The 26,233-nt window shown below is 36.2% G+C and carries 32 protein-coding genes; 24 read left to right on the top strand and 8 right to left on the bottom strand.

The window, feature by feature from the left end; genetic code table 11:
- Positions 1–49 precede the first annotated feature (49 nt).
- The 3 genes from HPT25_RS21735 (at position 50) to HPT25_RS21725 (ending at position 2,691) form a co-directional block, all read left to right on the top strand.
- Entirely contained in the window at positions 50–997 is a 948-nt protein-coding gene (locus HPT25_RS21735) for a DMT family transporter (RefSeq protein WP_173069165.1), read from the top strand.
- Positions 998–1,409: 412 nt separating this feature from the next.
- Entirely contained in the window at positions 1,410–1,850 is a 441-nt protein-coding gene (locus HPT25_RS21730; protein ID WP_173069162.1) for a cell wall hydrolase, read from the top strand.
- Positions 1,851–2,553: 703 nt separating this feature from the next.
- Complete coding sequence (locus tag HPT25_RS21725) at positions 2,554–2,691, top strand: hypothetical protein (protein WP_173069159.1); 138 nt, start codon at positions 2,554–2,556, stop codon at positions 2,689–2,691.
- A gap of 127 nt (positions 2,692–2,818) precedes the next feature.
- Here the strand turns inward: HPT25_RS21725 and HPT25_RS21720 are convergent, their stop codons facing one another.
- A complete protein-coding gene (locus HPT25_RS21720; protein WP_173069156.1) occupies positions 2,819–3,769 on the bottom strand; it encodes an SDR family NAD(P)-dependent oxidoreductase in 951 nt (316 codons plus the stop codon).
- A 70-nt stretch (positions 3,770–3,839) separates the two neighbouring features.
- Positions 3,840–4,367, bottom strand: coding sequence for a TetR/AcrR family transcriptional regulator (locus HPT25_RS21715; RefSeq protein WP_173069153.1), 528 nt, complete (start codon positions 4,365–4,367; stop codon positions 3,840–3,842).
- A gap of 612 nt (positions 4,368–4,979) precedes the next feature.
- Between HPT25_RS21715 and HPT25_RS21710 the strand changes: the two genes are divergently transcribed.
- Positions 4,980–5,432: a VOC family protein gene (locus tag HPT25_RS21710; RefSeq protein WP_173069150.1), complete on the top strand. Its 453-nt coding sequence runs from the start codon at positions 4,980–4,982 to the stop codon at positions 5,430–5,432.
- 91 nt (positions 5,433–5,523) lie between these two features.
- Here the strand turns inward: HPT25_RS21710 and HPT25_RS21705 are convergent, their stop codons facing one another.
- On the bottom strand, positions 5,524–5,904 hold the full coding sequence (locus tag HPT25_RS21705) for a MerR family transcriptional regulator (protein WP_173069148.1): 381 nt from the start codon (positions 5,902–5,904) through the stop codon (positions 5,524–5,526).
- A gap of 140 nt (positions 5,905–6,044) precedes the next feature.
- On the opposite strand from HPT25_RS21705, the gene HPT25_RS21700 reads away from it, so the two are divergent.
- Together HPT25_RS21700 and HPT25_RS21695 are read left to right on the top strand one after the other, a co-directional pair.
- Positions 6,045–6,812: an SDR family NAD(P)-dependent oxidoreductase gene (locus HPT25_RS21700; protein WP_173069146.1), complete on the top strand. Its 768-nt coding sequence runs from the start codon at positions 6,045–6,047 to the stop codon at positions 6,810–6,812.
- A 147-nt stretch (positions 6,813–6,959) separates the two neighbouring features.
- Positions 6,960–8,182 (top strand): IS3 family transposase gene (locus HPT25_RS21695; protein WP_173066581.1). Its coding sequence is split into 2 segments (ribosomal slippage): positions 6,960–7,248 and positions 7,248–8,182, totalling 1,224 coding nucleotides; the frame shifts between segments, so codons are not numbered across the junction.
- An 816-nt stretch (positions 8,183–8,998) separates the two neighbouring features.
- Here HPT25_RS21695 and HPT25_RS21690 read toward each other — a convergent pair.
- Positions 8,999–9,388, bottom strand: coding sequence for a nuclear transport factor 2 family protein (locus HPT25_RS21690; RefSeq protein WP_173069144.1), 390 nt, complete (start codon positions 9,386–9,388; stop codon positions 8,999–9,001).
- A 405-nt stretch (positions 9,389–9,793) separates the two neighbouring features.
- Between HPT25_RS21690 and HPT25_RS21685 the strand changes: the two genes are divergently transcribed.
- The 7 genes from HPT25_RS21685 to HPT25_RS21655 all read left to right on the top strand — a co-directional run bounded on the left by HPT25_RS21685 (position 9,794) and on the right by HPT25_RS21655 (position 14,693).
- Positions 9,794–10,003: a hypothetical protein gene (locus HPT25_RS21685; RefSeq protein WP_173069142.1), complete on the top strand. Its 210-nt coding sequence runs from the start codon at positions 9,794–9,796 to the stop codon at positions 10,001–10,003.
- A 274-nt stretch (positions 10,004–10,277) separates the two neighbouring features.
- Positions 10,278–10,808, top strand: a complete 531-nt coding sequence (locus tag HPT25_RS21680; protein ID WP_173071375.1) for a cupin domain-containing protein — start codon at positions 10,278–10,280, stop codon at positions 10,806–10,808.
- Positions 10,809–11,133: 325 nt separating this feature from the next.
- Positions 11,134–11,658, top strand: coding sequence for a hypothetical protein (locus HPT25_RS21675; protein ID WP_173069140.1), 525 nt, complete (start codon positions 11,134–11,136; stop codon positions 11,656–11,658).
- A 621-nt stretch (positions 11,659–12,279) separates the two neighbouring features.
- Positions 12,280–12,600 carry a PadR family transcriptional regulator gene (locus HPT25_RS21670; RefSeq protein ID WP_173069138.1) on the top strand — a complete coding sequence of 107 codons (321 nt, stop codon included), beginning with the start codon at positions 12,280–12,282 and terminating at the stop codon, positions 12,598–12,600.
- A 71-nt stretch (positions 12,601–12,671) separates the two neighbouring features.
- Positions 12,672–13,013: a DUF1048 domain-containing protein gene (locus HPT25_RS21665; RefSeq protein WP_173069135.1), complete on the top strand. Its 342-nt coding sequence runs from the start codon at positions 12,672–12,674 to the stop codon at positions 13,011–13,013.
- Positions 13,014–13,181: 168 nt separating this feature from the next.
- The gene (locus tag HPT25_RS21660) at positions 13,182–13,943 is read left to right on the top strand and encodes an ABC transporter ATP-binding protein (RefSeq protein WP_173069132.1); all 762 of its coding nucleotides are present in this window, start codon (positions 13,182–13,184) and stop codon (positions 13,941–13,943) included.
- Entirely contained in the window at positions 13,944–14,693 is a 750-nt protein-coding gene (locus HPT25_RS21655; RefSeq protein ID WP_173069128.1) for an ABC transporter permease, read from the top strand.
- 401 nt (positions 14,694–15,094) lie between these two features.
- On the opposite strand, the gene HPT25_RS21650 is transcribed toward HPT25_RS21655, so the two are convergent.
- Positions 15,095–15,523, bottom strand: a complete 429-nt coding sequence (locus HPT25_RS21650) for a YsnF/AvaK domain-containing protein (protein WP_173069125.1) — start codon at positions 15,521–15,523, stop codon at positions 15,095–15,097.
- Between the two features lie 49 nt (positions 15,524–15,572).
- Positions 15,573–16,055, bottom strand: coding sequence for a YsnF/AvaK domain-containing protein (locus HPT25_RS21645; RefSeq protein ID WP_173069122.1), 483 nt, complete (start codon positions 16,053–16,055; stop codon positions 15,573–15,575).
- A 553-nt stretch (positions 16,056–16,608) separates the two neighbouring features.
- Here HPT25_RS21645 and HPT25_RS21640 point away from each other — a divergent pair.
- Both HPT25_RS21640 and HPT25_RS21635 read left to right on the top strand, forming a co-directional pair.
- Positions 16,609–17,043, top strand: coding sequence for a cell wall hydrolase (locus tag HPT25_RS21640; RefSeq protein WP_312857316.1), 435 nt, complete (start codon positions 16,609–16,611; stop codon positions 17,041–17,043).
- Positions 17,044–17,622: 579 nt separating this feature from the next.
- Positions 17,623–18,414 (top strand): lipid II flippase Amj family protein, encoded by a 792-nt coding sequence (locus HPT25_RS21635; RefSeq protein WP_173069117.1) that lies wholly within the window; start codon positions 17,623–17,625, stop codon positions 18,412–18,414.
- A 414-nt stretch (positions 18,415–18,828) separates the two neighbouring features.
- On the opposite strand, the gene HPT25_RS21630 is transcribed toward HPT25_RS21635, so the two are convergent.
- A complete protein-coding gene (locus HPT25_RS21630; RefSeq protein WP_217269789.1) occupies positions 18,829–19,170 on the bottom strand; it encodes a hypothetical protein in 342 nt (113 codons plus the stop codon).
- A gap of 468 nt (positions 19,171–19,638) precedes the next feature.
- Here HPT25_RS21630 and HPT25_RS21625 point away from each other — a divergent pair, with 468 nt between their 5' ends.
- From HPT25_RS21625 to HPT25_RS21595, 8 genes are all read left to right on the top strand, one after another.
- Complete coding sequence (locus HPT25_RS21625; protein WP_173071369.1) at positions 19,639–19,986, top strand: VOC family protein; 348 nt, start codon at positions 19,639–19,641, stop codon at positions 19,984–19,986.
- Between the two features lie 161 nt (positions 19,987–20,147).
- Positions 20,148–21,044 carry an RCC1 domain-containing protein gene (locus HPT25_RS21620; protein ID WP_173069114.1) on the top strand — a complete coding sequence of 299 codons (897 nt, stop codon included), beginning with the start codon at positions 20,148–20,150 and terminating at the stop codon, positions 21,042–21,044.
- 332 nt (positions 21,045–21,376) lie between these two features.
- Positions 21,377–21,505, top strand: coding sequence for a hypothetical protein (locus HPT25_RS29135; RefSeq protein WP_281368227.1), 129 nt, complete (start codon positions 21,377–21,379; stop codon positions 21,503–21,505).
- Positions 21,506–21,705: 200 nt separating this feature from the next.
- Positions 21,706–22,140, top strand: a complete 435-nt coding sequence (locus tag HPT25_RS21615; RefSeq protein ID WP_173069111.1) for a MarR family winged helix-turn-helix transcriptional regulator — start codon at positions 21,706–21,708, stop codon at positions 22,138–22,140.
- Between the two features lie 50 nt (positions 22,141–22,190).
- Positions 22,191–22,838 carry an SDR family NAD(P)-dependent oxidoreductase gene (locus tag HPT25_RS21610; RefSeq protein ID WP_173069108.1) on the top strand — a complete coding sequence of 216 codons (648 nt, stop codon included), beginning with the start codon at positions 22,191–22,193 and terminating at the stop codon, positions 22,836–22,838.
- 59 nt (positions 22,839–22,897) lie between these two features.
- Positions 22,898–23,212 carry an NAD(P)H-dependent oxidoreductase gene (locus tag HPT25_RS21605; RefSeq protein WP_173069104.1) on the top strand — a complete coding sequence of 105 codons (315 nt, stop codon included), beginning with the start codon at positions 22,898–22,900 and terminating at the stop codon, positions 23,210–23,212.
- Between the two features lie 74 nt (positions 23,213–23,286).
- Entirely contained in the window at positions 23,287–23,811 is a 525-nt protein-coding gene (locus HPT25_RS21600) for an NAD(P)H-dependent oxidoreductase (RefSeq protein ID WP_173069101.1), read from the top strand.
- 530 nt (positions 23,812–24,341) lie between these two features.
- Entirely contained in the window at positions 24,342–24,665 is a 324-nt protein-coding gene (locus HPT25_RS21595; RefSeq protein WP_173069098.1) for a spore coat protein, read from the top strand.
- Between the two features lie 168 nt (positions 24,666–24,833).
- Here the strand turns inward: HPT25_RS21595 and HPT25_RS21590 are convergent, their stop codons facing one another.
- Complete coding sequence (locus HPT25_RS21590) at positions 24,834–25,322, bottom strand: hypothetical protein (protein ID WP_173069095.1); 489 nt, start codon at positions 25,320–25,322, stop codon at positions 24,834–24,836.
- A 320-nt stretch (positions 25,323–25,642) separates the two neighbouring features.
- On the opposite strand from HPT25_RS21590, the gene HPT25_RS21585 reads away from it, so the two are divergent.
- Complete coding sequence (locus HPT25_RS21585) at positions 25,643–26,095, top strand: hypothetical protein (protein WP_173069092.1); 453 nt, start codon at positions 25,643–25,645, stop codon at positions 26,093–26,095.
- Positions 26,096–26,233: the final 138 nt, after the last annotated feature.

The following is a 26,233-nucleotide window of genomic DNA, read 5'->3' as shown; positions in this document are numbered from 1 at the left end:
ATCTGTTCTATTATCCTTCACCTATACTGGAGCAAAAGGAGGAATTGAAATGGTATTGATTGCTTATTCATTTATGTGTCTGATTTTTAGTACGACCTTTCTTGCAATAAAAATAGGGATTGATGCAGGCGTGCCGCCTTTTTTCTCAGCGGGCCTTCGCTTTTTTTTAGCAGGTTTGATACTTTTTGCCATTATGATGGTAAAAAGAAAGACTACACTAAGGTTGTTTTTTCGAAAGGAGATGTTATTGACGGGGATTGGGCTGACTTTTGGTACTTTTTCCACTTTATATTGGGCAGAGCAGTTTGTCCCATCAGGAACCGCAGCCGTCCTATCAGCTACCGGCCCGATGATGATCCTGCTGATTCAAACTTTTATTTTAAAAACAAAAGCAAATTTGAGCTCCTTTATTGGATGTTTAGTCGGAATACTGGGGGTCTTTCTACTTATTTTACCGAACTTTACTTTTCTTGTTAATTCCTTGATGCTGGGTGGCTGTCTCTTAATTATGGCAGGCGAAGTGTTTTATGCATCAGGAACGATTTATTCAAAAAATGTAATCAAACAGTTTGATAAAATTTCCCCGATTGCTTTGAATGCCGTGCAAATGATGCATGGCGGGATTCTGTTAATGATATTGTCTCTTATGACAGAGAAATTCCAAGTTTCTGCATTAGTGAGTCCGGCAGCAATCGAATCGTCCCTTTATTTGATAGTAGTTGGATCAATGGGCGGGCACAGTCTCTATTACTGGCTTGTCTCCAAGACAAATCCAATTTTCCCGTCAACCTGGCTTTTTGTTTCCCCGATTCTAGCTATGGTGCTGGGAGTCGTTTTTTATCATGAAACTCTTTCATGGATGTCTGGTATTGGTGCATTGACGATTATCCTTGGGACCATAATCATTTCTCTGCCAAAGTTGAGGTCTTTTCCGCACTCCCCAGTTAAAGTTTTAAGTGCAGATGAAGAAGAACGGTGCCGGACACTTCCCAGCTGATTAGGATGATATTTTTATTGGTTCAAATTATATAGTTTATCTCCCTTTAATAAAGGGAGAAAATCCATTCTAAGGTAAAAATAAGGAAGAAAAATATTATCTGTTATTCAGCTAACTTGGGCTTGAGTTGAACAGTGGGGTTGCTGTGGCAATCCCATTTCTTATTCAACAATCTGGTAGAATAGCACAATAACCATCACAAACAAATGGGGTCATACGGGAAGGACATACTTAGAAATACGTAATCTTATGAGGGGAAGTTTTGATTAATATATCTTGGTTCCGTTATTAAAATTAGCCTTTGTTTTCATTTCACTTAAAAACTGTAAGCATTAAAAATAAAGTATTCTTATTAAATAAACTATGACATGAATACAGGCTTTTTTTCATACTATATTTTGGGGGTGGAAAAATGCCAAGAGTAAGTTACCGAAGTTCAGACGTTGACTTAATGGCAAGGATGATGAGAGCAGAAGCCGAAGGCGAAGGAAATCAGGGAATGTTAAATGTTGGAAATGTCATTGTGAATCGTATTGTTGCAAATTGTTTAGACTTTAAAGGATTACGAACAGTTAACCAAGTTATTTTTCAAGTACAAGGAGGAAACTTTTCCTTTGAAGCAGTACAAAAAGGGAATGTATTCTATCAAAGATCAAGAACGTCTGAAAGAAGATTAGCCAAACAGAATTTGGATTATTGGAGGGACTTCCCAGCGAAATTTGCTCTTTGGTATTTTAATCCACACGCTCCATGCCCTCCAACATGGTACGGTCAACCCCAATCTGGTCAATTTAAACAACATTGTTTTTATAATCCAAAACCTGGAACATGTGATAGTGTATTTAGCGGTTAAGCATAATCTTTGTGTTTTTACATTTTTAGATATTTACACAAAGTAAAAAAACTTTTAGTAATAGTTTGTTTTATCCAAGAAAGCAAGATTGTGAAATATTGTAATAAGCTAACAGGTGCATTTCTTCAAAAAGGGATGCTTTTTTTTATTTAGGCTCTGTTATTTTTCATTGTTGATTTTCGTGTAGGTACAAGAATTCATAAGCGGAGAATTTCCGGCTAATTTATAAAGAGGAAGTTTAAGAAGCAGATATAAGAGGAGATATTCCGATTAACTGCTCTAAATATGACAAAAACCACAGATTTGGATAATATAAACGGAAAAACTTCCTTTATTTTTAAGGAAATAGAGGTATTTCCCAATTTAAACGGAATTTTACCGTTTATTTTTCAAACACAGTGAAATCAACATTCATCTATAACAGAGCCTTTATTTAAAATCCTCAATTTTCAAAGAGAAAAAGTCATTGACATAATAACACCTTATTATTGTTTTTGAATCGGGTTTAACGATGTTTATAAAAGGTCACCACAATATAAATGAGAGTTTTCATCCTCATTGACGTATTTTTGTTGTAATTACTATGCCATATAAATAGGCGTCTATTCAAATTTTGCAGGTTTGAGTTACCGGACATAAAAGCTTTAACACTTCGGCATAATAAATTTATCAAAGATATTTCAATGAAATGAGGTTTTTGAAAATGGATGAAATTCGAACTACCAATCAAGTAGAAGAAGTGAATAAACACCTTAAAGAAATCCCAAAGGAAGCTGAAGCAAGAAAAATTGAAAATCAGCCTCAAACTGGAAAAAACGAGAAAGCCATCGAGCCGTTTTAATAAGGAAATCGACAAACGAAAGTATTGCTGAACACAAATTTTATAACGAAAACAGGGCGTAGTCATTTTCCTATGCCCTGTTTTTATTAATTGGATCTGTTAAAAAATATTGTGGTTTTCTTATTAACTAACTATTACTTAATGCCTGGATAGTACGAGGAATACCGACTTCAAAAGGTGTTTGAATTATGGGGCCAATTTGCTGTTTATATTTACTTCCGTCTAAAAATATAGGTGTTTCAGTTAAATAAGACATCTCAACCATTTCACGCATGATAGGACTGAACCAGCCCATCATTTTAATAGTTGTCTTTAGGAGAGGAATTACTGGTTTTTTAATTCCTACGGAACCTTGTGCTAATTGGACAAGGTTTTTACCTGTAATTACATTTCCAGGAATATTCCAATTTTGTCTATATGCCATAGAGTTGTTTGCAAGTTCAACAATCATTTTAGCTGCATCTGGTAAATATATATATTCCCTTGGAGTATTTAAAGATCCTATATATGTTGAAATTTTTCCTTTTGATATGTTTAAGATTGTCATACCCAAATAAGAATTGAGATTAGATGAAGGCCCATAATAATCTGGCAACCTAACAATTAGTGGATTTGCATTTTTCCACTGATCGCTTAAAATCAAATTTTCCAATTCAAGTTTTATTTTTCCTTTTTTTGTATGAGGTATTTTAGAATGTTCTTCATCTACAAATTTTTTAGTAGCTTTGCCATAAGGGTAGATCCCATCTACAAATACTATTTTTTTCCCAAGTTTATCTGCTGCAGTCATTACAGCTTTACCTAGAGTAATTTGTGATTTTTCCATTTCTTCATAGGGAACAGCAACACATTGAAAAATAACATCAACGTTCTTTGAAGCTTCAAAAATACTTTCATCATCAAATGCATTTCCAACTTGCAGGGTTAAAAACTTACTATTACCGAGTTGCTTTTTTAATTTATTTAGTTTAGATATGGAGCGTCCAAAAGCAATGGTTTGAATCTCTCTGTTTATTAATTCTTCTACAATAGCCGTACCAGTACCACCGGTTGCACCTAATACAATAACTTTCTTCATATAAAATTCCTCCTATAGATATAGTTAGTGATTGGTCACTAACTAAATTTTTTATAAAACAGACGATATGTTAATCGTCTGTTTTCATCAATTGTGGAAGTTGAAGCGATAAAGAAATGTTACATAACATACCCCTTGCTAAAAACAATAGTGTTCTTTCGGAGGGGTTAGTTATCCCTGAAGTTTTAAAGGCATTTAACACAATAGAATGAACCTTCATTAGCTCTTCCTGCATAACTTTTATAATATTTTCTTCCCTTATTGTTTGCGCCTGCATTTGTAGCAAAATTTCGTTTTCATTATTCTTCATGATCTCTGTGTAAGCTGCAATCAGATTCTCTTCAAGATTTCTAGGTGAAGCTGATTCGATAACTTGTAAAAAGGACGTCTGAATTCTGTTCCAAGAAACTTTTAATGCTGCCTCAAGTAAAAGTTCCTTAGAGGAAAAAAACTTAAAAATATACGGTTGGGAAATGTTTGCCTTTTCGGCAACCTTCGCTGTACTTGTACGGTAATAACCTTCTTGAGCGAACACTTCAATAGCTGCTGAGATAATTTCATCACGACGGTTTATTGTACCTTGCTGTTTTTTTGCCAATAGCTTTTCACCCTTAAATTATTTAGTGATTGATCAATTACTAAATAAAATATAAAACGAAAAGGAAAAAATATCAAGTGTTATTTTGAATAATGTTGGAAATATTTGATGATTATCTATTCTGAAAGCCACTTTAACTGAGAGAGGAGATGGTTACGTAATTTTGATGAGAAATTATTACTTTGTGAAGGATTGTACCTAAAATACCGGTGTATTTTAGTTGAAGAGAGTGGTGTTTAACTGGTGTTCAACAAACGGGACATTTAATGGAGTACAGGGCAAGAATATTTTGTGGGGAAGTCGAAGTTGTTTTATTGAATAGCAACTACTACGGTAACGAATTTTTGAAACTATTTGAACATGAAGGCATTCCCGAAATAAAGTTCGCGAATATTTCAATAGCAGAGGATGTACGAAGTGTGGTTCGTTAACAAGATGCTATATGACATACCCGAAAACCCAATTTCACATTTTCTCCTATACTGTGACTTTTCTTTGTTATCATGAACTGTGACAAGGTGTTTTTTGTTTGGAAGGAATTTGAAACTTTTTAATAGAATAATTATGAAGATGATCAGATAATAAATATTTTCCACATAAGGAGATAAAACAATGGCACAAAACAAATTACTAAGAATGGACAATGTCGGCATCGTTGTAGAATCCCTTGATGACGCAATCTCTTTCTTCGAGGAGATTGGCTTGACCCTCGAAGGGCGAGCTACTGTAGAAGGTGAATGGGCTGGTCGCGTAACGGGATTGGGTTCTCAGTGCGTAGAGATTGCTATGATGGTTACCCCAGATGGCCACAGCCGACTTGAACTTTCGCGATTTCTCACCCCACCTACTATTTCAGATCACCGGGCTGCTCCTGTAAACGCCCTCGGTTATCTACGCGTCATGTTCACGGTTGAATACATTGACGAAATGGTATCCAGACTCACTAAGTATGGTGCTCAGCTCGTTGGCGAAGTGGTGCAGTACGAGGACTCGTATCGGCTCTGCTACATTCGAGGGACCGAAGGAATTCTAATCGGTTTGGCGGAACAACTCGGTAACAAATAAGTAAGTGACGTAAAGGAACGCACATATTAAATACATCTAATACGTGTGTTCCTTTTAAAATGTTTTTCGTTATTTACCTTAAAATTTAATATTATGCTTTTGTATTTACTTCATTTCTTTTCAAAATCATTTCTTTATATGAAGTAATTTTATGTTCTAACATTTTATTCGTTTCTTTCAGTGTTTTTAACTTGTTTTCGATGGAACTTTTATGATCTTCTAATAGTTTTAATCGATTAATGGCTGTATGTTCTCCTTCAGTATACAAGTAGGCATACTCTTTGATTTTTGTGATCGGCATTTGCGTCTCTTTTAATTTTAAAACAAATTTTAGCCATTGAAGATGTGATTCAGTATATTTTCTTTCCCCATTTTCATTCCGATCTGGAAGAATGATATTCTCTTTTTCATAGTAACGTAATGTATGTGTGCTAACTCCTACTAGTTGCGCCACTTCGCCAATAGTATACATAAAATCCTCCATATTTAACCAATGCTAATCAAGTGTAAAAAATAGGTTTTGACTTAGAGTTTACTCTAACCACTATAATAAATCCGTAAAAGTTAACAATCAATTTTTGTTAGTATAACAAAATATTAGGAGGCATTAAAATGAAAAAATATACAGTTATTACAGGTGCAAGTTCTGGTATTGGTTATGAAACAGCTCTTGCTTTTGCAGGTCGCGGTAAAAATCTAGTCATTGTGGCACGTAGAACTGAGGAGCTTGAAAAACTAAAAACAGAGATCATGAAAGTAAATGCAGAATTAGATGTCGTTATTAAAACAGTTGATTTATCAAATACGAAAAATGCTTATACATTATATGAAGATTTAAAGGGATATGAAATCGAAACATGGATTAATAACGCAGGATTTGGTAATTTTGCATCAATTGGCGATCAAAATTTAACTAAAATTGAGACAATGCTTAATTTAAATATCGAGGCTTTAACTATTTTAACTTCTCTTTATGTGCGTGACTATTCTTCAGTTGAAGGAACACAATTAATTAACGTTTCATCAGGTGGGGGTTATACGATTATTGGAAATGCAATCACATACTGTGCTTCTAAATTCTACGTAAGTGCCTTTACTGAAGGGCTTGCACATGAATTAAAAGAAATAGGAGCAAGCATGCAAGCAAAAGTATTAGCTCCTGCTGCAACAGAAACTGAATTTGCAAAAGTATCGAATGATTTAGACGAAAATGTTAAGTTTGAAGGACTTCTTCCCAAATACCATACAGCCAAAGAAATGGCTGGATTTATGCTTGATCTTTATGATAGCCAAAAAGTAGTTGGAATTGTAGATGGTCTTACTTATGAATTTCAATTAAAAGATCCAATTTATCCTTATGCAGTAAGAATGAGAAGCTAATATGGTTGATTTATCATCGTGATTTTAAGATTTCTGAATTATGAACCCTATAATTTTACGTATATAAAACTTATTAGCCCCAAAATGAACTTGGACAGTAAGAGTAAATTTTATTATACTGCTTAATGTACCAAGGAGGCTGACATCATGAAGCGAATAAAACATTCAAAAGAGTTTAAATTACAAGTCATTAAGGAAGCCCGAGAAACAGGAAATATTACCCTTGTAGCTCGTCGGTATGAATTGAATCCAAACATGGTTAGTCGATGGATCCGTGAATATAAAGATGGAAAATTTGGAGACATGGATGTAGCTGTTTTGCCAGACCTAGATTCCAAAGAATTATCTAAGGAAAATGAAAAACTCAAAATGATTTTGGGAGAAAAAGACCTTGAAATAGCGATTTTACGGGATTTAATAAAAAAGAAAAACCCTCACTTACTGAAAAACTTGAAGTAGCTGATCAATGGATTAACAAAGGCTATTCTATTTCAAAGGTGCTCAAAATTATCGGTATTCCTCGTTCCACCTATTATTATCAAAAGAACTACCGGGTGGAAGAGAAAAAAGTGAGTGAGGGTCGTCCAGCACCTGGTTATTCCTTTAATGAGGAAGGAAAAAAAGTATCGGATGAACAAATCAAAGAATTTCTGTTAGAAGAAATTGCAGGCGATGCTTATAACTATGGTTATCGCAAATTAACCAAAGTACTTCAAAGAAAATATAGCCTGACTATTAATAAGAAAAAGGTATATCGCCTATGTAAGGAACTTGGGATCTTACGACCACAACGACAAAAGAAAGTCTCTTTTCCACGTAAATTAGCACGAAATCGGATCATTAAAGCTTCTAATCAACTTTGGGAAGCAGATATTAAATACGGATATATCGAAGGAGAAGATCGCTTTTTCTTTGTCATGTCCATTATAGATGTCTATGACAGAGGAATCGTTGCCTATCATATGGGATTAAGCTGCACCGGAGATGATGTAAAACAGACTCTGCAAAGAGCGTTATTGAAACGCCAACAATATGCTAAAAAGGAAAAACCTGTGATTCGAACAGACAATGGGCCACAGTTTATTTCGCATACCTTTGAAGAGTTTTGTGAAAATTCGAAAATGGAACATGAAAGAATTCCACCAAGAACCCCAAATATGAATGCCCATGTAGAATCTTTCCATCGCATTTTTGAGGACGATTGCTTGTCCAGATGGCAGTTTGAAACCTATGCAGAAGCATATCAGGAAGTCATGAAATTTATGGTGTACTATAACGAAAGACGGATTCATTCCAGCCTTTTAGACTTGTCGCCAAAGGAATTCTATCAAAAACAAAACTCGTTGGTAATCAAGGAGGTCCGGGTATAATGGCCTGTACTTATTCAAAGCAACAGCTTGATTTGGAGTGGTGGGCATGATAGCCTTGGCCGGCGATGCCAATGTTTGAACCAGCTGGCTTCTTGGCAGAAGAATCATGCCCACAGAGGCTCCATGTCAAGCAACATGGCCTTTTTGAAGAATAACGAAAGAAATCTAGTAAATAAAAAACTAAGAAAATAAAAGAATTAGAGAGATATTGTCCAAAATTCGGGGGTTAACCCGAAAAAAGTACTTAACTAAATTGAAAAGGGATGAAGTATCTGGTTGAGCTTCGTCCTACGTAATGGCTGACGCCCCCGCTATTAATAACGAAATTGTTTGAGATTTGTTAAAAATAATTAGTGGTATAGATATTTTAGATTCGCCCACTTCGTATTTACACAATGAACATGACATAAAGAGTGGAAAAGAAAGAAACAAAATCCTTATTGAGGTAACGGTGCTATAGTTGAATGATTCAATTATATTATTGTCGAATTTAATAAGAGTTTTGTAAAGTGTTAGTACCTCCCCAAAAAAGTGATGTATTCATATTAATATCATCACTTTTTTGGAATGTAGTAATAGTAAGTTAGTAAAAGCTACTGTCCTTAAATTTTGTGAGTTACGTCATTACGAGCAGCACGTTACGAACCTCAAAGTTGCAGAATTAAATTAATTGAATTCTAAAATCAATTATTAATGGTTTTTAAATATAATTTAAAACTGCATCATAGCATTGCCGGCATCTTTCTATCTAAGATCCGAAACATAAACCACCTGAATCAAAGAACTGTTTTATTTAATTGATAACACTTCATTATTCTATTTTGAAAAATATTGTTCCATTCCAGCCACATCAGAAAGGTAAGTATCTATTTTAGTAATAAGTTCAGATTCAATGGTTAACACTGTCGCTAATTCTTCTTCTAGGACACGACCATCGTCTGAGACAGCTGAGTTGTGTAGTGATAAGGTTAGCCCAAATTGACCCACAAGTATTCCGTGAAGTTGTGTACGTACTTTTCCATCTACAATTGACTTGACTCGATTGATAACAGCATCTTTTCCTTCAGCCGTCCCCGAAATTGCTCCGTTGCCTGGTAGGGTCCATTTAACAGATGGATGTAATAACTTTCGAATTCCTTCCCAATTGTGAGCATTGTACGCAGACAGAAACTGTTCTCCAATTTCAATGTTAGAATAATTAACCATATTTTACCTCCTTGAAAATTTCTTAATAACTTGATAGAGGAACCAAAATGTTCCCTTTTGGAGTTTCTACGAAATTGTACACTCTGACAATCATCATGTAAAATGAACATAAACGATATATAGATTCGTTTTTAATGATAATAATATTGGGGACAGAAATGGACATCAATGAGTTGCGAATTTTCCTGGCTTTTGCAAGTGATGGGTAGTATTACAAAATCCGCTCAAATACTCGGCTATGTTGTAATTAGCAGTAAAGTTTAATACGATAACTTCCATCTATGTTTAATTGTGTGCCTGCTCATGTTATAATGAGGAACTTAGGATAATTATTCATTTTACTTATAATTGAACGGATGCCATGAAAAGCCTCCGACTAGCGATAAAATTTGGAGGTGTTAGAGTATGAATAAACGATGGACGATTGGAAAAATTAAAGAATTTGTTGAAAAAAATTCGGAAAGTAAGTTGCTTACAACTGAATATCACGGTTTTTCTCAAAAGTTACTATTTAAATGTGCATGTGGTAGCAACTTTGAAAAAACATTTACGAAATTTAAAAATAATCACCAACGTAAATGTGACGTGTGCCAACCACCAAAAACGTCACGCTAAACGTTTAGAGAAAACGAAAAGCCGGTTTCTATTAAAGAGAAATGGCGCTATTTCTTCAACTTATAAAAACGTTGATCCTGGCAGGATCAACGTTTTTTTGCACTTTTTTTATAGAACAAACAGGGCAATTTAGTTGAAGAATGTGTTTATACTTTGTTCAATAGTTTATTAAATTGATCCACTGTTTTGGACTAAGTTCTCCATGCACATAAGTACATTCCCATAAAATAGTGCATACGATAATTTGTATAAATCTGTGAAGGGAATGAATAAGATGTACTATGCCCCTTGGGAATATCCATACTCATATCAGCGATATGTTTATTGTGAAAATGTCCCGATGTATAATAATTATATAAGACAGCACCATTACTGGAATATTTATGATAACGGAAGAAATATGGTAAAAGATTATGGGCGTCAACCATATGTAGTCAATATTAATGAAGCAGCAAAGCATAACAATACCTATCGTACCACCTTGTGGACGGGTAACCATCTACAAGTTACATTAATGAGTATTAATGTTGGCGAAGACATTGGTTTAGAAATTCACCCTAACGTGGACCAATTCTTACGGATTGAACAAGGTCAAGGGGTCGTGCAAATGGGCAAGAGGAAAGATCAGTTAAACTTTATTCAACAAGTTTTTGATGATTATGCCATTATGATTCCTGCTGGCACCTGGCATAATGTAACTAATACAGGTAATACCCCTTTAAAACTTTATTCTATCTATGCTCCTCCACAGCATCCAGCTGGTACGGTTCATTTAACTAAAGCACAGGCTATGGCCACAGAATAATCGAATTCTAATTCTAATTCATACATTCATTTACAAACGGGGCTTTTACTTCAATGAGAAGTAGAGCCTTTTTTTGTTCCCTTTTGAAATCAATAGCCTGACACTCTATTTTTTTATTTCTAAATCTAATCCTTGGCATATGAAAAACCACCTCCTATAAATGGATAGGTTTATCATACCAGGAGGTGCTGCACTATTTGTATGCGTTGTATGAAAATGGACTTACAGGATACCAACAAATATCTATATCAATTGTTCAGGAATAAATATATGGAAAATGTAAAAAATAATTTCAGTTTAAAATTAAGAAGGGGAGGCAACGAAGATGGAAAAAAAGGTAACAAGTCAATTGATTCTACCTATTCTACTTTTAATTATAGCTTATCAATGGCTAATTGCTTTTATTAACAAAGTAGTAAACAAAGACTTTTTTAACCAATTGCCTAAGCAAATGAAGGACGCAATTTCAAGTATTACATTTCAACCATATGCCACAATATTGAAAAATGTAGGGATTCCCAATTCGCATTTATTCGGAATATTAGTCATGTCAGGGGAACTGTTTGTTGGAGTTATTTTTCTTCTTTATGCAATACAAAAATTGATGCGAAAAAATAATAGGTTATTAGCAAAATTGGGCTTACTTGCGACGATTGTTGGAGCATTTATGAGTTTGAATTATGCCATTATGGGCGGAGATACTCTTTTTGTAGATCCTGGAAACGCCTTCCAAGAAGCGATTTCCGTTGACTGGTTTATGTTCTTAATGGAAATCACCTTAGTCATTTATTTTTATGCAGTAACCGCAAAAAGAAATGAAGAGGTAAAGACAAATAAACAATCGGCTTAAAAATGTTCTAAAAACATAACAAATTAAAGTTGAGGGATATATAACTTTTATTTAACGTTTGTTTTAGGCTTTCTAAGTTTATATCTTTAAACGAAATAGGCACCGGATCAATTTGTGAAGGAGCTGCAAAGCAGTTAAAATGGGTATTGAACTATTTTTAAGAAAAATAATTGACACTGTTGCTACTCGGTGTTACGATATACTTGTAATAAGTAATACTCAATAGCGTGGTTTATCCAAATGCTATTGAGTAAAAATTTACTTTAGTACTAAGTAACACTGAATATAAATCAGACGAAATAGAGGTGGTTCTTAACATGGAAAATTTAACTTAAACTATAGGGGCAGAGGGTTCATTATAGTTTCAAAACCCTTCGTACTATTTTTTTCCCTATAAACATTATAGATACCAGATCAATTTGTGAAGGAGCTGCAGAGCAGTTAAAATGGGTATCGTCTTTTTAAGAAAAATAGTTGACACTAATGCTACTCGGTGTTACGATATACCTGTAATGAGTAATACTCAATAGCATGATTTATCCAAAAGCTATTGAGTAAAAATTTACTTTAGTACTGAGTAACACTGAATATAAGTCAGACGAAATAGAGGTGGCTCTAAACATGGAAAATTTAACTGAAATGCTAAAGGGTTCGCTTGAAGGCTGCGTGCTAGAAATCATCAGTCGCCATGAAACCTATGGATACGAGATTACCCGCCGCCTGAACGAGCTCGGATTTACCGAAGTCGTGGAAGGGACGGTCTACACCATCCTCGTACGATTAGAAAAGAAAAAACTAGTGGACATAGAAAAGAAACCGTCAGATATGGGACCACCACGAAAGTTTTACACGCTAAATAAGGCTGGCCGCCAAGAACTTGAATTGTTTTGGAAAAAATGGGATTTTGTATCATCGAAAATTAACGTCTTGAAGTCACGCTAACTTCATAAGATATTCCGTCCGATCTATTTGGAGTGTCTTGTTCAGCTTAATATAAAAGGAGGAAATATAACATGTTGGAAATGTTCAAAAAAATGATTGGTGATAAAAAAGAATACAAGATGATGATGGCACGGGTTGAAGCCCTTCCAGAGGACTACGAGTTTGTATTTAAGAAAATTCAAAACTACATGTGGCATTTCACAGCGGGCAACGGGATGGATATGCTGCACATGCAGTATGAATTAATCGATTTATTCGAAGCCGGTGCGGCGGAAGGAAGGCAAGTGCTGGAAATCACTGGGGACGATGTGGCGTCTTTTGCAGATGAACTAGTGGCGAACGCTAAAACCTATTTCGCTAAGTATCGTGAAGATTTAAACCAAAGTATCATGAAGCGATTCGAAAAAAAATAAATTCAATTGATCCTTCTGACTGAGTAGCTGGTAACAAATGTGAATTGCACCTTCGCTATTCAGTTATATTTTAACTTCAGTAATAAGTTATACAGAATATCAGTCAGACTAAGTAGGGAGAAAAGGCAATCTAACTCAGTAAAGCAATTTTTAAAAGGAGGAAAAAGAATGAGCAATTCAGCGATATCTGTAAAAGGGTTAAAAAAATCCTTTAAAGACAAGGAAGTCTTAAAGGGGGTCGATTTTGAGGTGCGGCGTGGCGAAATTTTCGCACTTCTGGGCTCAAATGGAGCGGGCAAGACAACGACGGTCAACATCCTCTCGACGCTAATGAAGCCCGATAGGGGCGATGTAGGTATTTGTGGCTTTGATGTCCAGCGTCAACCGGATGATGTTCGCCAGAGCATCAGCCTAACAGGACAGTTCTCAGCTTTAGACGGTATGCTCACAGGAAGGGAAAACCTGAAGATGATTGCCAAGTTGAGAGGAATTTCCAATCCCGCTCAAGTCGCCGATAATTTGCTTGCAAGATTCAGCCTGACTGATTCGGCCAACCGCAGGGCGGACCAATATTCAGGCGGGATGAAGCGCCGACTGGACATCGCCATGAGCCTGATCGGGACGCCAGCAGTTATTTTTCTCGATGAACCGACGACAGGGCTTGACCCCGAAGCGCGGATTGAAGTCTGGTCTACCGTCAAAGAGCTTGCTGGCAGCGGCACGACCATCTTGCTGACGACCCAGTACCTGGAGGAAGCCGAACAACTGGCAGATCGTATCGCCATCCTGCATGGCGGAAAAATCATCACAACCGGTACACTTACCGAACTCAAAGAGATGTTCCCGCCAGCGAAAGTGGAGTATGTCGAAAAGCAGCCGACATTGGAGGAAATTTTTCTCGCGATCATCGGCAAAAAGGAGGAGATGTAAATGAAAAGCAAAACAGGGGTATTACTAGGGCGTTTAATGCGCAACATCATGCGCAGTCCAGATACTATTATTACGGTGGCGATTACGCCAATTATGATGATGCTGCTGTTTGTCTACGTATTTGGCGGCGCCATAAAGGCTGGCACGGACAACTATGTCAATTATTTATTACCGGGAATTCTTCTGATGGCTATCGCATCTGGTGTCGCTTACACTTCCGTTCGGCTGTTTACGGATGTAAAGAGCGGACTGATGGCACGTTTCATTACTATGCCAATCAAGCGCTCGTCGGTATTATGGGCTCACGTGTTGACCTCACTTGTTTCCAATGCGCTTACTGTCGTGGTGGTTATCCTCGTCGCTCTCTTAATGGGCTTCCGTTCCAGCGCTAATATACTGGATTGGCTCGCGGTAGCTGGGATACTAGGACTTTTTACACTGGCGCTGACATGGCTGGCGGTCATTCCTGGCTTGACAGCGAAGTCTATGGAAGGGGCGACAGCCTACTCGTACCCGCTGATTTTTCTGCCATTTATCAGTTCGGCTTTTGTCCCCACAGAAACCATGCCTAAAATTGTCCGCGCGTTCGCTGAAAACCAGCCCGTGACTTCTATTGTGAATGCGATTCGTGCTCTCTTATATGAAGGATCTGTTGGCAACAATATTTGGATCGCGCTTACCTGGTGCGTCGGCATCATGGTCATCGCTTTCTTCTTCGCTAATAAACAATTTAAACGCCATTTAGGGTAAGTGCACCAGTATGGGATTAAGCATATCAATAGTCAGCTGCTGCGATGAATGCATTTGCTAACACATGGGTTGCTGCAAAACTTACGAGGTAATCATCAATGAAATCATGGACACCCTCAAAATGGGCCTGATTGGTGGCGGCTAAAATTACTTATCCCAAAGCGAGGTTTGCTATGCGTGCCAAAATTGGGGAATTAGGGGATTGCTTGGTGAAGAGCTTACACTAAATTATAAAGTTAATGTTGGGTGGTCAGTTGAACCTGACCACTTTTTTAATAGCTGTACCATTGCCTGACTAACACAAATTGCTATCCCTGTAAAAAATATCTGTGAATTAGAAATTAATAAGATTAAAAACAAAACTGTATCTGTAAACGTTGAGGCTTAAAAACTGTAGGAGATTACTCACTCTCATCCAACACCTTTATTTTCCCGATTGTTTCGATATGAGCTTTTTCCTCTTTTAGGATTTCGTGAAAGTGAATAACTTCTTCGAATTGTTGTTTATAAACTTCAACATTTTCTAAAATAACAGGCTGCTTAGTGACTTCGATACGTTCCTCGCTTAAAGGGATACGGATAATTTCCGTTTGTTCGTCTGTAGTTCCTTCTATAAATAACATTTTTTTTTCAATGACCAACTCTTCACATTTAATAGGAACGGTAATGTGTTTTTCTTCTGTATAAGTGTTTTTATATAATTTCACATCCGCGGTCTTAACCCACTTTTTAATTATCTCTAATGCCTCTTTATGCAGTCGAAGCGTCACTTTGTCGCCCTGATAATCATCCGTGGAATTCACTTTTGAAGGCACGTGATCTCCCTCCATAGAAAACACACCTCTCTATAGCTAAGCAAAAAAAGGTGTGTTTGTATTGTTAATCGTCATTTATATCGGTAAATTTCGAGTCATCCGAAATAATATCAACACTTCCAGTTGTATTAACATGTGCCTTTTCATATTTAAGCGTTTCTTCGAAATGCCGAGTTTCCTCAACTTCACGTTTCGCAGCGGAGATCTCCTCAGTTGTTACCGTATATTTGTCCACCTTAACTTCTTCTTGGCTAACGGGAATATGGATCGTTTCCTCGGAGCTGACCGGCTCATCACTTCGTTCGTTATTCAATTTCGTTCTTTTTATTACAACTTCCTCGTGTATGACAGGAACGTCGACAGATTTTTGTTCTTCCACAACCTCTTTTGAGAGGACCACTTCTCCAGCATCGATTTTATTTTTCGTAATGTTTAACTCTTCTTTATGGAGCTGGAGTGCGCCACTCGTTTGATTATATTCATGGGCATCTTCATTATCAGCATTTTGAGCCCTGTCATCACTAAATAACCCTAAAAAGTCGCTCATACTAATCCCCCTTGCAATTTAATTAAAGAAAAGCTTTTATATATTGTGTTTAAGAGGGGGTTTTATACTTGAAATTATTAGGAAAAGGCACATCAAAAAAGCGATATAAGGCTATTTGCATCGCATTTCTATAGCGAACGAAAGGTTTTGTTTAATGGTAATTGAATTCTGAAAAATTACCTTTTTCTTCATTAAGCGCTGCCTTGTTTCGTTAACGGTGGGTTTTCTTCGCAACAATGATTTGCTTCAGCCGTTTTTTTATGGTGCTAACAGTGTAGATTAGTTAAATAAAGTATTTTCAAATATTGGGGATATATTAAGAATCCGCCCAGTTGTTTAATATTGAATTATATCCAATGTTGAGCAGTATTGTTCAAAAGGGTGGTAAACAGAAAAAATGACCTAACCGTTAGGTTTTGAACTCTTTCAATGTTGCAAATATGCATGCATCATTAACGTGCTAATTTTAATGAATTTCACCGTTGCTTAAAAACAGATCCCACATAACATAATGTAGGATTTTTATCATACATTTTAATCGGAGGTGAAAAGGGTGCCGAGAGCAGACTATAGGTCATCAGATGTTGATCTGATGGCTAGAATGATGAGAGCAGAAGCCGAAGGTGAAGGAAACATGGGAATGTTGCTTGTAGGGAATGTCATTGTCAATCGGGTAAAAGCTGATTGTTTAGACTTTAAAGGACTAAGGACAATTCCACAAGTCATATTTCAAGTACAAGGTGGAAATTATTCGTTTGAGGCGGTTCAAAAGGGGAATATTTTTTACCAAGGTGCAAGAACGAGAGAGAAGAGATTAGCTAAGCAAAATTTGGATTACTGGATACATTCTCCAGCTAGGTTTGCATTATGGTACTTTAATCCGCATGCCCCATGCCCACCAACATGGTACGGTCAACCGATTTCAGGGCAATTTAAAAACCATTGTTATTATTTACCGAAAGAATGTCCTGGAGCCTATAGTTGGTAAAAAAATATCCAGATAAATAATAAATACACACAAAAGTATACCGTGCCAATTACGGTATACTTTGTGTGCATTTAGCACTATAAATACGAACCCATTTTATACTTAATGGTTTTACAGGAGATTTCATTAATCGGCAAATAATCCTAAGTAACAATCTTATTTGAAGCAGGTGGAAATCCATACGGTACAAATGTTACGATAAATCAAACGGAAATATGAGTGGAGATATTAAGCAACTGTAAAATACCTAGCTAAGTATACTGTAACAGTAGAATGTGTAACAAAACATAGCAATAAGGAAGAAAAACTAATCGGGATAATTTCCGATTAATTTTTTTGGGGGAAAAATGTTTACCAAAGCAGATTGTGAGGGAATGTAATTAAATGATGGGCTAGCTTTATTAAAAAAATCGGATTGCTATTTCGACAATCCTTTTTCATTATCTTTAATCAGGTAATGAGTAGGATAGTAAGTGAAATTTTTAAAGCTAATTTTGAACAGTGTGATTGTCATTTTATAATGGTATAATTTTGGGAGGTTAGTTGAAATAATGTTGGGTTGTTTAAGGAGGAAAGCAGTTGAGTACATCAATTATAATAGTTTTAATATTGAACTTTATAATATCATTGATAGGAACATTAGCTTATTCTGTTAGAATGGTTGGTGTTAGAACAGGTAAGATAGCCGTTTCTTTTGCTGTATTTAATATTTTAATGTTGGTATCAAGAACGGCAGTGACATTTCAAGTCCCTATATTAACAAAGTTTGTTGAACATAATTCTAGTGAAAACGATTTGTTAAATATTTTCAATTTAATTATTATAGTTTCGGGTATTGCTACAGTAATTGGTGCTTTTTTAATTCCAACCTTTCAGAGAATTTTCTCTAAAGGGGTATTATACTTTGCAGTTAATAGGTCAATTCCTAGACTTGTTATGCACAGCTTTTCAAAAGCAGGCCTTAATTACATAAAGGAATGTGCTGCAATCCCAGTAAAAGAAAATATAACTGAAATTAATATCAGAAAATTACCGATAAGGATAATAATATATAATCTAATTACAGTTTCTTTAGTTACTGTTGGATCATTAGCCCCAATATATGCTGGAAGCATAGCACCAGATTTAAGAGCAACTTGTATTACTTTATCATCAATCATAAATGGAATTGCTACAATTCTAATGTCAATATTTATAGACCCTCAATTATCCATTATGACTGATGATGTTATAGAAGGTAAGTGTCAAGAAGAAGATTTCCGTAGTGTTGTTATTGCTATGGTAGGAAGTAAAACATTGGGGACTTTTGCATCGCTACTATTAATTATTCCTTCATCATATTTAATAGTTTTTATTGCAAAAATAATTTAAAGAATTATTATTTTAATGAGGTCTATTTGTTTTAGGATTCTCTTTTCTTTTTAATGGAATTGTACATTCTTTTGATACTGCTCAGATACATCCATATATTTTAAAATTGTTGGACTGCTTTAAGACATAAAGACTCAAATAATCCGCCATTTAAAAGGTTAATGAGACATAAAAGAATAAAAAAGTGAAGTAATTCATTTTTCAATTAAAGGCGCATTTCTAGCGTTAGAAATGCGCCCTTATTAATGAAATCAGCCATTTAAAGGAATAACTTACTTTAAAGTAAACTGGTCACACTGTAAATGCAAAACGTGCCGTACATACAATTGATTTTAAGATTTTGATTAACCTACAACTAATTTAAAACATATATCGGCAGAACCTCTGTGATGGATTTCAGCTGATATACCTCTTTTATCCAGTAACACGACGTGTTACTTCGAATTGATTTCTTCCTGTCTGTATAATGGCAAACTGGCTGTATGAAGTGCCAGAAGATTCATATGGTTTCGCTGCAATATCTCCATCAGGAGTTCTAACTGTTGCGGTGATCCTTGTTATCAAGCACACTCCACGGCTATGAGTCCAAGTACCACCATTAGGGGAAACCGTGTAATCATCGTTGCTACAAAAGATTGAAGCATACTCAACGCGTCCAGTCGCAGTGAATTGCGTCGAATTTACGATCACAACGTCAGGGTAAGCCATTTCATTGCCTTGATTACAGTTACAATCATTATCTTGATTTCTCCACATGTTTTTTTATCACTTCCTTCAATTTTAGATATCATAGTGTATTCTAGTAAAATATGATTTCTTATACATTTGTCCAATATTTTAAAAAAGTTTTTATAATTTAATCAATTATTCATTTGATACAAACAAAAGTGACAATCTTGCCGCTCACTAAAAAATTTCTTGCAAACCTGCTCCTTCCGTGCAAAAAAAAAGCTGATTCACTTTTATTGATTAGCTCTAGAAATCTTTTGGTGATCAAGAACACCCCAAATAAACGCTTTAATAAATTCTAAAATTGCTTTTTCCATTCCGGTGTTATACGCTTCCCGTAATGTTCAAACTCTCTTTCCGATAAAACTTTGGGATTTCTTTTCCGACTTTGGGTTCCAAGATCTTAAATGGGACCGGTTGAAGAAGGAATATGTTTTTAAATCTTGAACTATTAATTTAATGGGAAAAAACAGAGAAGGGAGCGAGTTAATTATGATGATAAAAGGTTTTGGGGGTATATTTTGGAGGACTAAAAATCTAGATGATATAAAAAAATGGTATAGTGAAGTGCTGAAGATCGATATAGAAAATTGGAATGGGGCTATTATTAAACCCGAATCAGGTAATGAAACGATCCTTTCCTTCTTTACTGAAGATGACCTTTACTTCCCACCAGAACAGCAAGTAATGTTAAATTTCCAAGTTGATAATCTAAACGAGACTATTAAGCATCTTGAACAAATTGGTGTACCTCTGGCTAAGAAAAAAGAGATTAGTGAATTTGGTAAGTTTATTTGGATTAAAGATCCTGATGGTAGACTGGTTGAGCTATGGGAGAAATAACGGGTTGTAATTATACATATTTTGTTTAACAAACAGGTGCTAGAGCGAAACAAGGAGTTGTCGTTTCAGCTCTTTTTTCTTTTTCGAATACCTGGAAGGTTAGTATTACTAGTAAAAGTGATACATGATTAAAATAGTCCTAATTTTCAAGGAGGTAAAACATGGATAACATTTCGCCTGATAAAGCGGAGTTAAAGTTGAAACGGTGGCCTAAAGATACCATAGCTGCGGGTCGTCGTCATACTGTTGGTCTTAAATCTGACGGCACGGTGACGGCTGTGGGTGATAATAAATATGGTCAATGCGATGTAAGCGGATGGCGAGATATTGTGGCGGTTGCGGCGGGTAATGTTCATATGGCGACGAACACGGGTAATGCTCATACTGTTGGTCTTAAATCTGATGGTACTGTGACGACTGTGGGTTGGAATAAGCATGACCAATGCGATGTAAACGATTGGCGAGAAATTGTAGCGGTTGCGGCGGGATGGTGCCGTACGATTGGTCTTAAATCTGATGGTTCAGTGGTAGCGGTGGGCCGAAATAATGAAGGTGAATGCAATGTAATCGACTGGCATGATATTGTGGCGGTCACGGCGGGTGACTGGCATACCATCGGTCTTAAATTGGACGGTACTGTGACGGCTGTGGGTAATAATAGGTATCACCAATGCAATGTAAGCGACTGGCGGGGAATAGTGGCGGTTGCGGCGGGTTATCTTCATACGGTGGGACTTAAATCGGATGGGACGGCGCTTGCTGTGGGTCAAAATAAGGTATGCCAATGCGATGTGAGGGACTGGCGCGGTATTGTGGCGATAGCAGCGGGTAGTTATCATACGATCGGCCTTAAATCTGACGGTACAGTGGTGGCAGTTGGTCTAAATAACCATGGTCAATGCAATGTATGTGGCTGGCGAGATATTGTGGCGGTTGCCGCGGGATGTGCGTATACGATCGGCCTTAAATCGGATGGTTCAGTGGTAGCTGTGGGTGATAATGAATATGGCCAATGCGGTGTTAACGGATGGCGCGGCATCCAACTGCCCGGCAATTAGTTTTCTAGTAAATGATACAATTCCTAGGACTATTAAATCGAAAAAAAGGATTAAACATTAGGTGAACAGTCCTTCGAACGTGGCGTTAATTGCGATATTAGAACTTTTTCTATAGTTGAAAAAGAACTTATAGTATTTTTAGAATTAGGAAAATAGAAGTTTGGCAACCAAAAAAAGAAGACATATAGCACGATAAAGATATGACACCAACAGAACAAGCATACATTGAAAGTATAAATGGCTAGAATAATGGAGTTTTGTGAAGATGTAGGCCAACCAATTAACGGCACGGCTTCGTGTAAAATATCCGATTATAAAAGCAAAACAAAATAATGCCGATTTTATCAGTTGTGGGCAGGGCAAGCATCCCCATTAAGCAGATCATTATCAGTGAAGGAACTCTTAATAAACTCGTCATTGAGGCAGAAGAAGTCATACACCGATTAAACCAGGCTCTTTGATCCTAGATAGACTTTTAGAGCCACTCTTAATGAAATTAATAAAATAAAGTTTGTTCATTTTAATGCATCGCACCCGTTATGATAAGGAAAGCATTTTAAATATATTCTGTGTCAGCTGGAAACAATAATATTGATTTAGTTGACCTAAATGCAATTTTGTGTTAATTTGTATATGCAAATGAATTTAAGGATTTGATTAAATGAATGAAGAAGAACAGGTATTAATTCATTGTCTATACTTTACAGCAAGCCGATTTGCTCGTAACATTACAAAATTAGCTGAAAAAACATTTGATTTTGGTGACCTTGCTCCTTCATATCTTTATATGATTATGATTGTGAAGTTCCATCCGGGAATCACCCAGAAGGAACTATGCCATAAGTTATCCATTGCGCCTTCGACCAGTACAAGGTTTATTGATAAACTTGAAAAATTAAAAATGGTCACTAGAAAAATGGATGGAAAACAATCATTTATCTCTTTAACTGAAGAAGGAGAAAAAGTGTACCATCAATTTCGGGTGTCTTTAAAAGAATTATTTACGAGCTATTCAAGTGTCTTAGGACTCGAGTTCAGTAAAGATTTAAGTAAAATGCTTCACGATGCGAGCATTAAGCTAGAAAGCGACATATAATTTTTTTACACTTTCATTTGCATATACAAATAAATGAGGAGGCTGTTGGTTTGTCAGATAAGATATTGGTAATTGTCGGTGCTGGACCAGGAATAAGCTTAAGTACGGCAAGAAAATTCGGTAAAGAAGGCTTTAATGTTGCCTTGATTTCTCGAAGTATGGAATCACTACAAAAATATGTAAAAATACTTAAAGATGATGGGATTGCAGCAAAAGGTTTTCTTGGGGATGTCTCTTCAGAAGAATCTTTAAAATTAGCCATTGATGCGGTAATTAAGACTTATGGAACAATTAACGTATTATTGTACAATGCTGCTGCAGGAAGACCAGGCAAACCAACAACATTAAGCGTGGATCAATTAGTGGAAGATTTTAAAGTCAGTGTAGCTGGAGCTCTTACAAGTGTAAAAGAAGTGATTCCTCATATGGTAAATGGAACAATTTTATTAACGGGCGGGGGATTAGCTCTTTATCCCTATGCTGACTATTCTTCATTAGCAATTGGAAAAGCAGGTATTCGCAATTTAGCATACAGCTTGCATCAAGAATTGAGCCCTAGAGGAATTTATGTTGGAACATTAACAATAAAAGGTTATGTGCAGGAAGGAACTTATTTCACACCTGAAAATATTGCAAATACATTTTATAGCATGTACGAAAATCAAACTGAAACAGAAGTTATTTTTGAAGAAAAGTAAATTTTTTTACAACATTATTTGTATGTGCAAATGTTAAATTCTCTTTATGAAAACAGTATGTGTTATCAAAACTAGGAAAGAAAAAAGAATATGGAGAAGGCGGAGATAAGCTTCACGGTAAAGAACTAGGTCTTGCGATTTCAACCTTTGGACCCGAAGATTCCTATCAGCCTACAGGTTATAATCACTTTACTATGGAGACTTTAACAACTCCTTTACAACAAACAAGTAACCTCATTGGTACTCGTTTTATGCCGTTATTTGTGCTGAACGGTGTTATGCATGTAACAGATGAACAACTTGAAGAAAATGCAAAAACATATGTAAATTATGTTCTTCAGCCATCCTTATTGAAGCTAAATTCAAATATTTAAATAAAGTAAATATTCTACTGAAATACTTTTTAATGATTTTTTATAAGAATACTATCAATTGAAAGGTGATCAAGATGAAAACATTAGTTATTGTAGCCCATCCAAACTTAGAACAATCAAAAGTAAATAGAACGTGGATGAACCGTCTTCAACAAGAAAAAAATGTTACAGTTCATAATCTATACGCACAATATCCAACATTTGAGATTGAGGTGGAAAAAGAACAACAGCTTCTATTGGAACATGATCGTATCGTGTTTCAATTCCCATTCTACTGGTACAGTTCACCCGCTTTGTTAAAACAATGGCAGGATTTGGTTCTTACTTACGGTTGGGCTTATGGGTCAGAAGGAACGAAATTACGCGGCAAAGAGTTTATGTTAGTAATTTCAACAGGCGGACCTGCACAAGCCTATCAAGCTGGCGGATACAATCACTTTAGCCTTAGCGAGTTAACCAAACCATTTCAGGCAACAGCTAACTTGACCGGCATGCGGTTCTTGCCCACATTTACGAAACAGGGAGTGCGCTTCTTAACGAACGAACAAGTCCTCGAAAGTGCCGAAGAACTGGTATGTCATCTGAAAAGTGACTATTAGAAAAGCGGTTTTGTATTGAATTATAAATTGTGAGGAAGAAAAGGCTTACGAGTATCTGTATTAGCATTAAGTACATTGAGACACGGGGTAGACTTAAAAGGAAATATAAACGGATTTATTTCAGATTTACTTGAATATGAATAATGAACTAAAGATTCCTTGTTGTATTAAAGGAGTATTAGTGTAAAAAAGCAACGGTTGCCCGTTGCTTTCTTTGTTTTCCTTACTATATATATTATTCTCTTCTAAAGCTCCGGTTAATTGAGCATAAATCCTAGTGGTCTCGCTCAATTCGTGTTCTAGTAAACTTTGAATAACACTAATGGGCCTTCATTGTTATTTCAGGGCGGAAAATCGTCTGATGAATAATATTCTTTCTTTAATACGTAGAAAGATTTTCTAATGGGATAAACCATTAGGGAAAAACAATCCGCTTATGTCTAAAAAAATTGAATATTCAGGACGAATGCCCAAGAATTTATCCCGAACATGAATATGCTCTAATGTAAAATAGAATGAGGAGGATATAAATGATTGACTATAATAGGATTGGTTTAGGTGGACCAGGTTCAGGTTTTGGTTTCGCACCGGGTCTTGGTTTAGGCGGACCGGGTTCAGGTTTTGGTTTTGGACCAGGTCTTGGTTTAGGCGGACCAGGTTTAGGAGTTGGTTATTATCCAGGTATTGGCTTAGGTGGTCCAGGATCAGGTTTTGGTTTCGCACCAGGTCTTGGTTTAGGTGGACCAGGCTCAGGGTTAGGTTTTTATCCAGGTCTTGGTTTAGGCGGACCAGGCATGGGATATGGTCATCCGTACCCATATCCATATTACCACCATCATCACTACCCTTATTAAAAAATTGATATAAGAATTCAAATCCAACAAGAAACAGGGGGATCTATAATCGAAGAAACGCTTGTTTCTTGTTGAGAATCGTGAAGGTTTGTGAATGTATGAACGGATGTTACTGCTTAGTGAACATTTACTGAGACAATCTAATAACGTGCGTTTCTAAAATAACCTCTAACACCAAACTATTATTCTATAAGGTGTAGTTTGGGCAGGAATACTTTTTGTTGCAGCCCCATAGATAACAATGAGATTTCGGTTCGCAAGGTTTCTTGAAAATAATTGCCCATTTGTTAATATTATTTGGGTATATGGAGATATATTTAATCGTAATCGTCCATCACTGCTTACCAACTGACTATCAAAATAATCTACTTTTACATTCTGATAGGGACTCTCTTTTACCATGACGAGTGCAGGATATTGTGGTGGGTAAATAAGAAGAGTAGGAGCATTCCCATCATAATATCCAGTTACTTTATCTCCTACAGTCACCACTGCATGGTCTACAAAGTAAGTTGTGGGTGACACCACGAAATTTACTGTTGCTCCCAAAGCGTTTTCTAAAGATATTAATTTATTACAGCCATCACCTTCAGCATTTTCCCCCAAAAGATCAGTAATCATAGTGACAGTTCCATTAAAAGAATTAAATTTTATCATCTTCATACCTCCATTGCATTAAGGCTGGTGGCAGAGTTATATCCACCAAAAACAGGCGTAATTACTTTGGGTATTATATGTAGGTGAAAGCCGATATGACTGTGGATATGCATAAAGGTTATGAAAATGAAGATTTTGTGATGAGGAATGAGTAATTAAAACAAGGTAAATGACGATAATAACGAAGCTGTAATGCTACAATAGATTTTACCCAGAAATAACCATTTGTGGGTAAATACACATTTCTTAGAGAACAAGTTTATAGGTCAGTGACTAAAGAATATGATGAGGTGAGATTAAAAAGTAAAGGAGTGCGTTTTATGAATCCTAGTCATATACATCTACATTATTATGTTCCATCTAGTCAGGAAGCTAATTTAACATCGACTCCATACCAAGAACCGAATTTTTACCATCCGAACTTTGAAGAAAGACAATTTGGCTCATTCTTTCCACAAACGCCACCACCAGGAACACCTGGGGCACATCCTTCGTTTGCTCCAACTGGACATGGGCCAACAGCTGGACCTCCAACTGCACCACCGCCATCTTTTGTTCCCCCACAACAAATACAACCATATGCGGTTGATCCTGGCGGTATCGCAAGATGTTTATTCAGATACACGTATGTGTGGCTGAGAGGTTTAGAGCAATTTTGGTTTTATCCAACCTATGTTGGTCGAAATTCTGTGTCAGGGTATCGTTGGACTGGATTTAGGTGGGTTTATTTTGGAATAGATTTACGTCATATTCAATCTTTTACTTGCTATTAATCAAAGAAATTATTCGTTGACAATATGAGTGCGATAGTTTAGGAGGAGGGATGTATTATACAAAATAACAGCTAGAATTGAATTCTAGCGTATTTTGGTATAAAATTCCGCCGAAAAAACTAATAATTGTAGCAAGTT

This window comes from Neobacillus endophyticus (genome assembly GCF_013248975.1).
GTDB classification, from domain to species: domain Bacteria; phylum Bacillota; class Bacilli; order Bacillales; family Cytobacillaceae; genus Neobacillus; species Neobacillus endophyticus.
Note: the sequence above shows the minus strand (reverse complement) of the source record. Positions and strands in the feature narration are given on the sequence as shown.

Coding starts and splice junctions, on each gene's coding strand:
- HPT25_RS21735 (WP_173069165.1), top strand. CDS start 50: ATGGTATTGATTGCTTATTCATTTATGTGTCTGATTTTTAGTACGACC.
- HPT25_RS21730 (WP_173069162.1), top strand. CDS start 1,410: ATGCCAAGAGTAAGTTACCGAAGTTCAGACGTTGACTTAATGGCAAGG.
- HPT25_RS21725 (WP_173069159.1), top strand. CDS start 2,554: ATGGATGAAATTCGAACTACCAATCAAGTAGAAGAAGTGAATAAACAC.
- HPT25_RS21720 (WP_173069156.1), bottom strand. CDS start 3,769: ATGAAGAAAGTTATTGTATTAGGTGCAACCGGTGGTACTGGTACGGCT.
- HPT25_RS21710 (WP_173069150.1), top strand. CDS start 4,980: ATGGCACAAAACAAATTACTAAGAATGGACAATGTCGGCATCGTTGTA.
- HPT25_RS21705 (WP_173069148.1), bottom strand. CDS start 5,904: ATGTATACTATTGGCGAAGTGGCGCAACTAGTAGGAGTTAGCACACAT.
- HPT25_RS21700 (WP_173069146.1), top strand. CDS start 6,045: ATGAAAAAATATACAGTTATTACAGGTGCAAGTTCTGGTATTGGTTAT.
- HPT25_RS21690 (WP_173069144.1), bottom strand. CDS start 9,388: ATGGTTAATTATTCTAACATTGAAATTGGAGAACAGTTTCTGTCTGCG.
- HPT25_RS21685 (WP_173069142.1), top strand. CDS start 9,794: ATGAATAAACGATGGACGATTGGAAAAATTAAAGAATTTGTTGAAAAA.
- HPT25_RS21680 (WP_173071375.1), top strand. CDS start 10,278: ATGTACTATGCCCCTTGGGAATATCCATACTCATATCAGCGATATGTT.
- HPT25_RS21675 (WP_173069140.1), top strand. CDS start 11,134: ATGGAAAAAAAGGTAACAAGTCAATTGATTCTACCTATTCTACTTTTA.
- HPT25_RS21670 (WP_173069138.1), top strand. CDS start 12,280: ATGGAAAATTTAACTGAAATGCTAAAGGGTTCGCTTGAAGGCTGCGTG.
- HPT25_RS21665 (WP_173069135.1), top strand. CDS start 12,672: ATGTTGGAAATGTTCAAAAAAATGATTGGTGATAAAAAAGAATACAAG.
- HPT25_RS21660 (WP_173069132.1), top strand. CDS start 13,182: ATGAGCAATTCAGCGATATCTGTAAAAGGGTTAAAAAAATCCTTTAAA.
- HPT25_RS21655 (WP_173069128.1), top strand. CDS start 13,944: ATGAAAAGCAAAACAGGGGTATTACTAGGGCGTTTAATGCGCAACATC.
- HPT25_RS21650 (WP_173069125.1), bottom strand. CDS start 15,523: ATGGAGGGAGATCACGTGCCTTCAAAAGTGAATTCCACGGATGATTAT.
- HPT25_RS21645 (WP_173069122.1), bottom strand. CDS start 16,055: ATGAGCGACTTTTTAGGGTTATTTAGTGATGACAGGGCTCAAAATGCT.
- HPT25_RS21630 (WP_217269789.1), bottom strand. CDS start 19,170: ATGTGGAGAAATCAAGATAATGATTGTAACTGTAATCAAGGCAATGAA.
- HPT25_RS21625 (WP_173071369.1), top strand. CDS start 19,639: ATGATAAAAGGTTTTGGGGGTATATTTTGGAGGACTAAAAATCTAGAT.
- HPT25_RS21620 (WP_173069114.1), top strand. CDS start 20,148: ATGGATAACATTTCGCCTGATAAAGCGGAGTTAAAGTTGAAACGGTGG.
- HPT25_RS29135 (WP_281368227.1), top strand. CDS start 21,377: ATGCCGATTTTATCAGTTGTGGGCAGGGCAAGCATCCCCATTAAGCAG.
- HPT25_RS21615 (WP_173069111.1), top strand. CDS start 21,706: ATGAATGAAGAAGAACAGGTATTAATTCATTGTCTATACTTTACAGCA.
- HPT25_RS21600 (WP_173069101.1), top strand. CDS start 23,287: ATGAAAACATTAGTTATTGTAGCCCATCCAAACTTAGAACAATCAAAA.
- HPT25_RS21595 (WP_173069098.1), top strand. CDS start 24,342: ATGATTGACTATAATAGGATTGGTTTAGGTGGACCAGGTTCAGGTTTT.
- HPT25_RS21590 (WP_173069095.1), bottom strand. CDS start 25,322: ATGATAAAATTTAATTCTTTTAATGGAACTGTCACTATGATTACTGAT.
- HPT25_RS21585 (WP_173069092.1), top strand. CDS start 25,643: ATGAATCCTAGTCATATACATCTACATTATTATGTTCCATCTAGTCAG.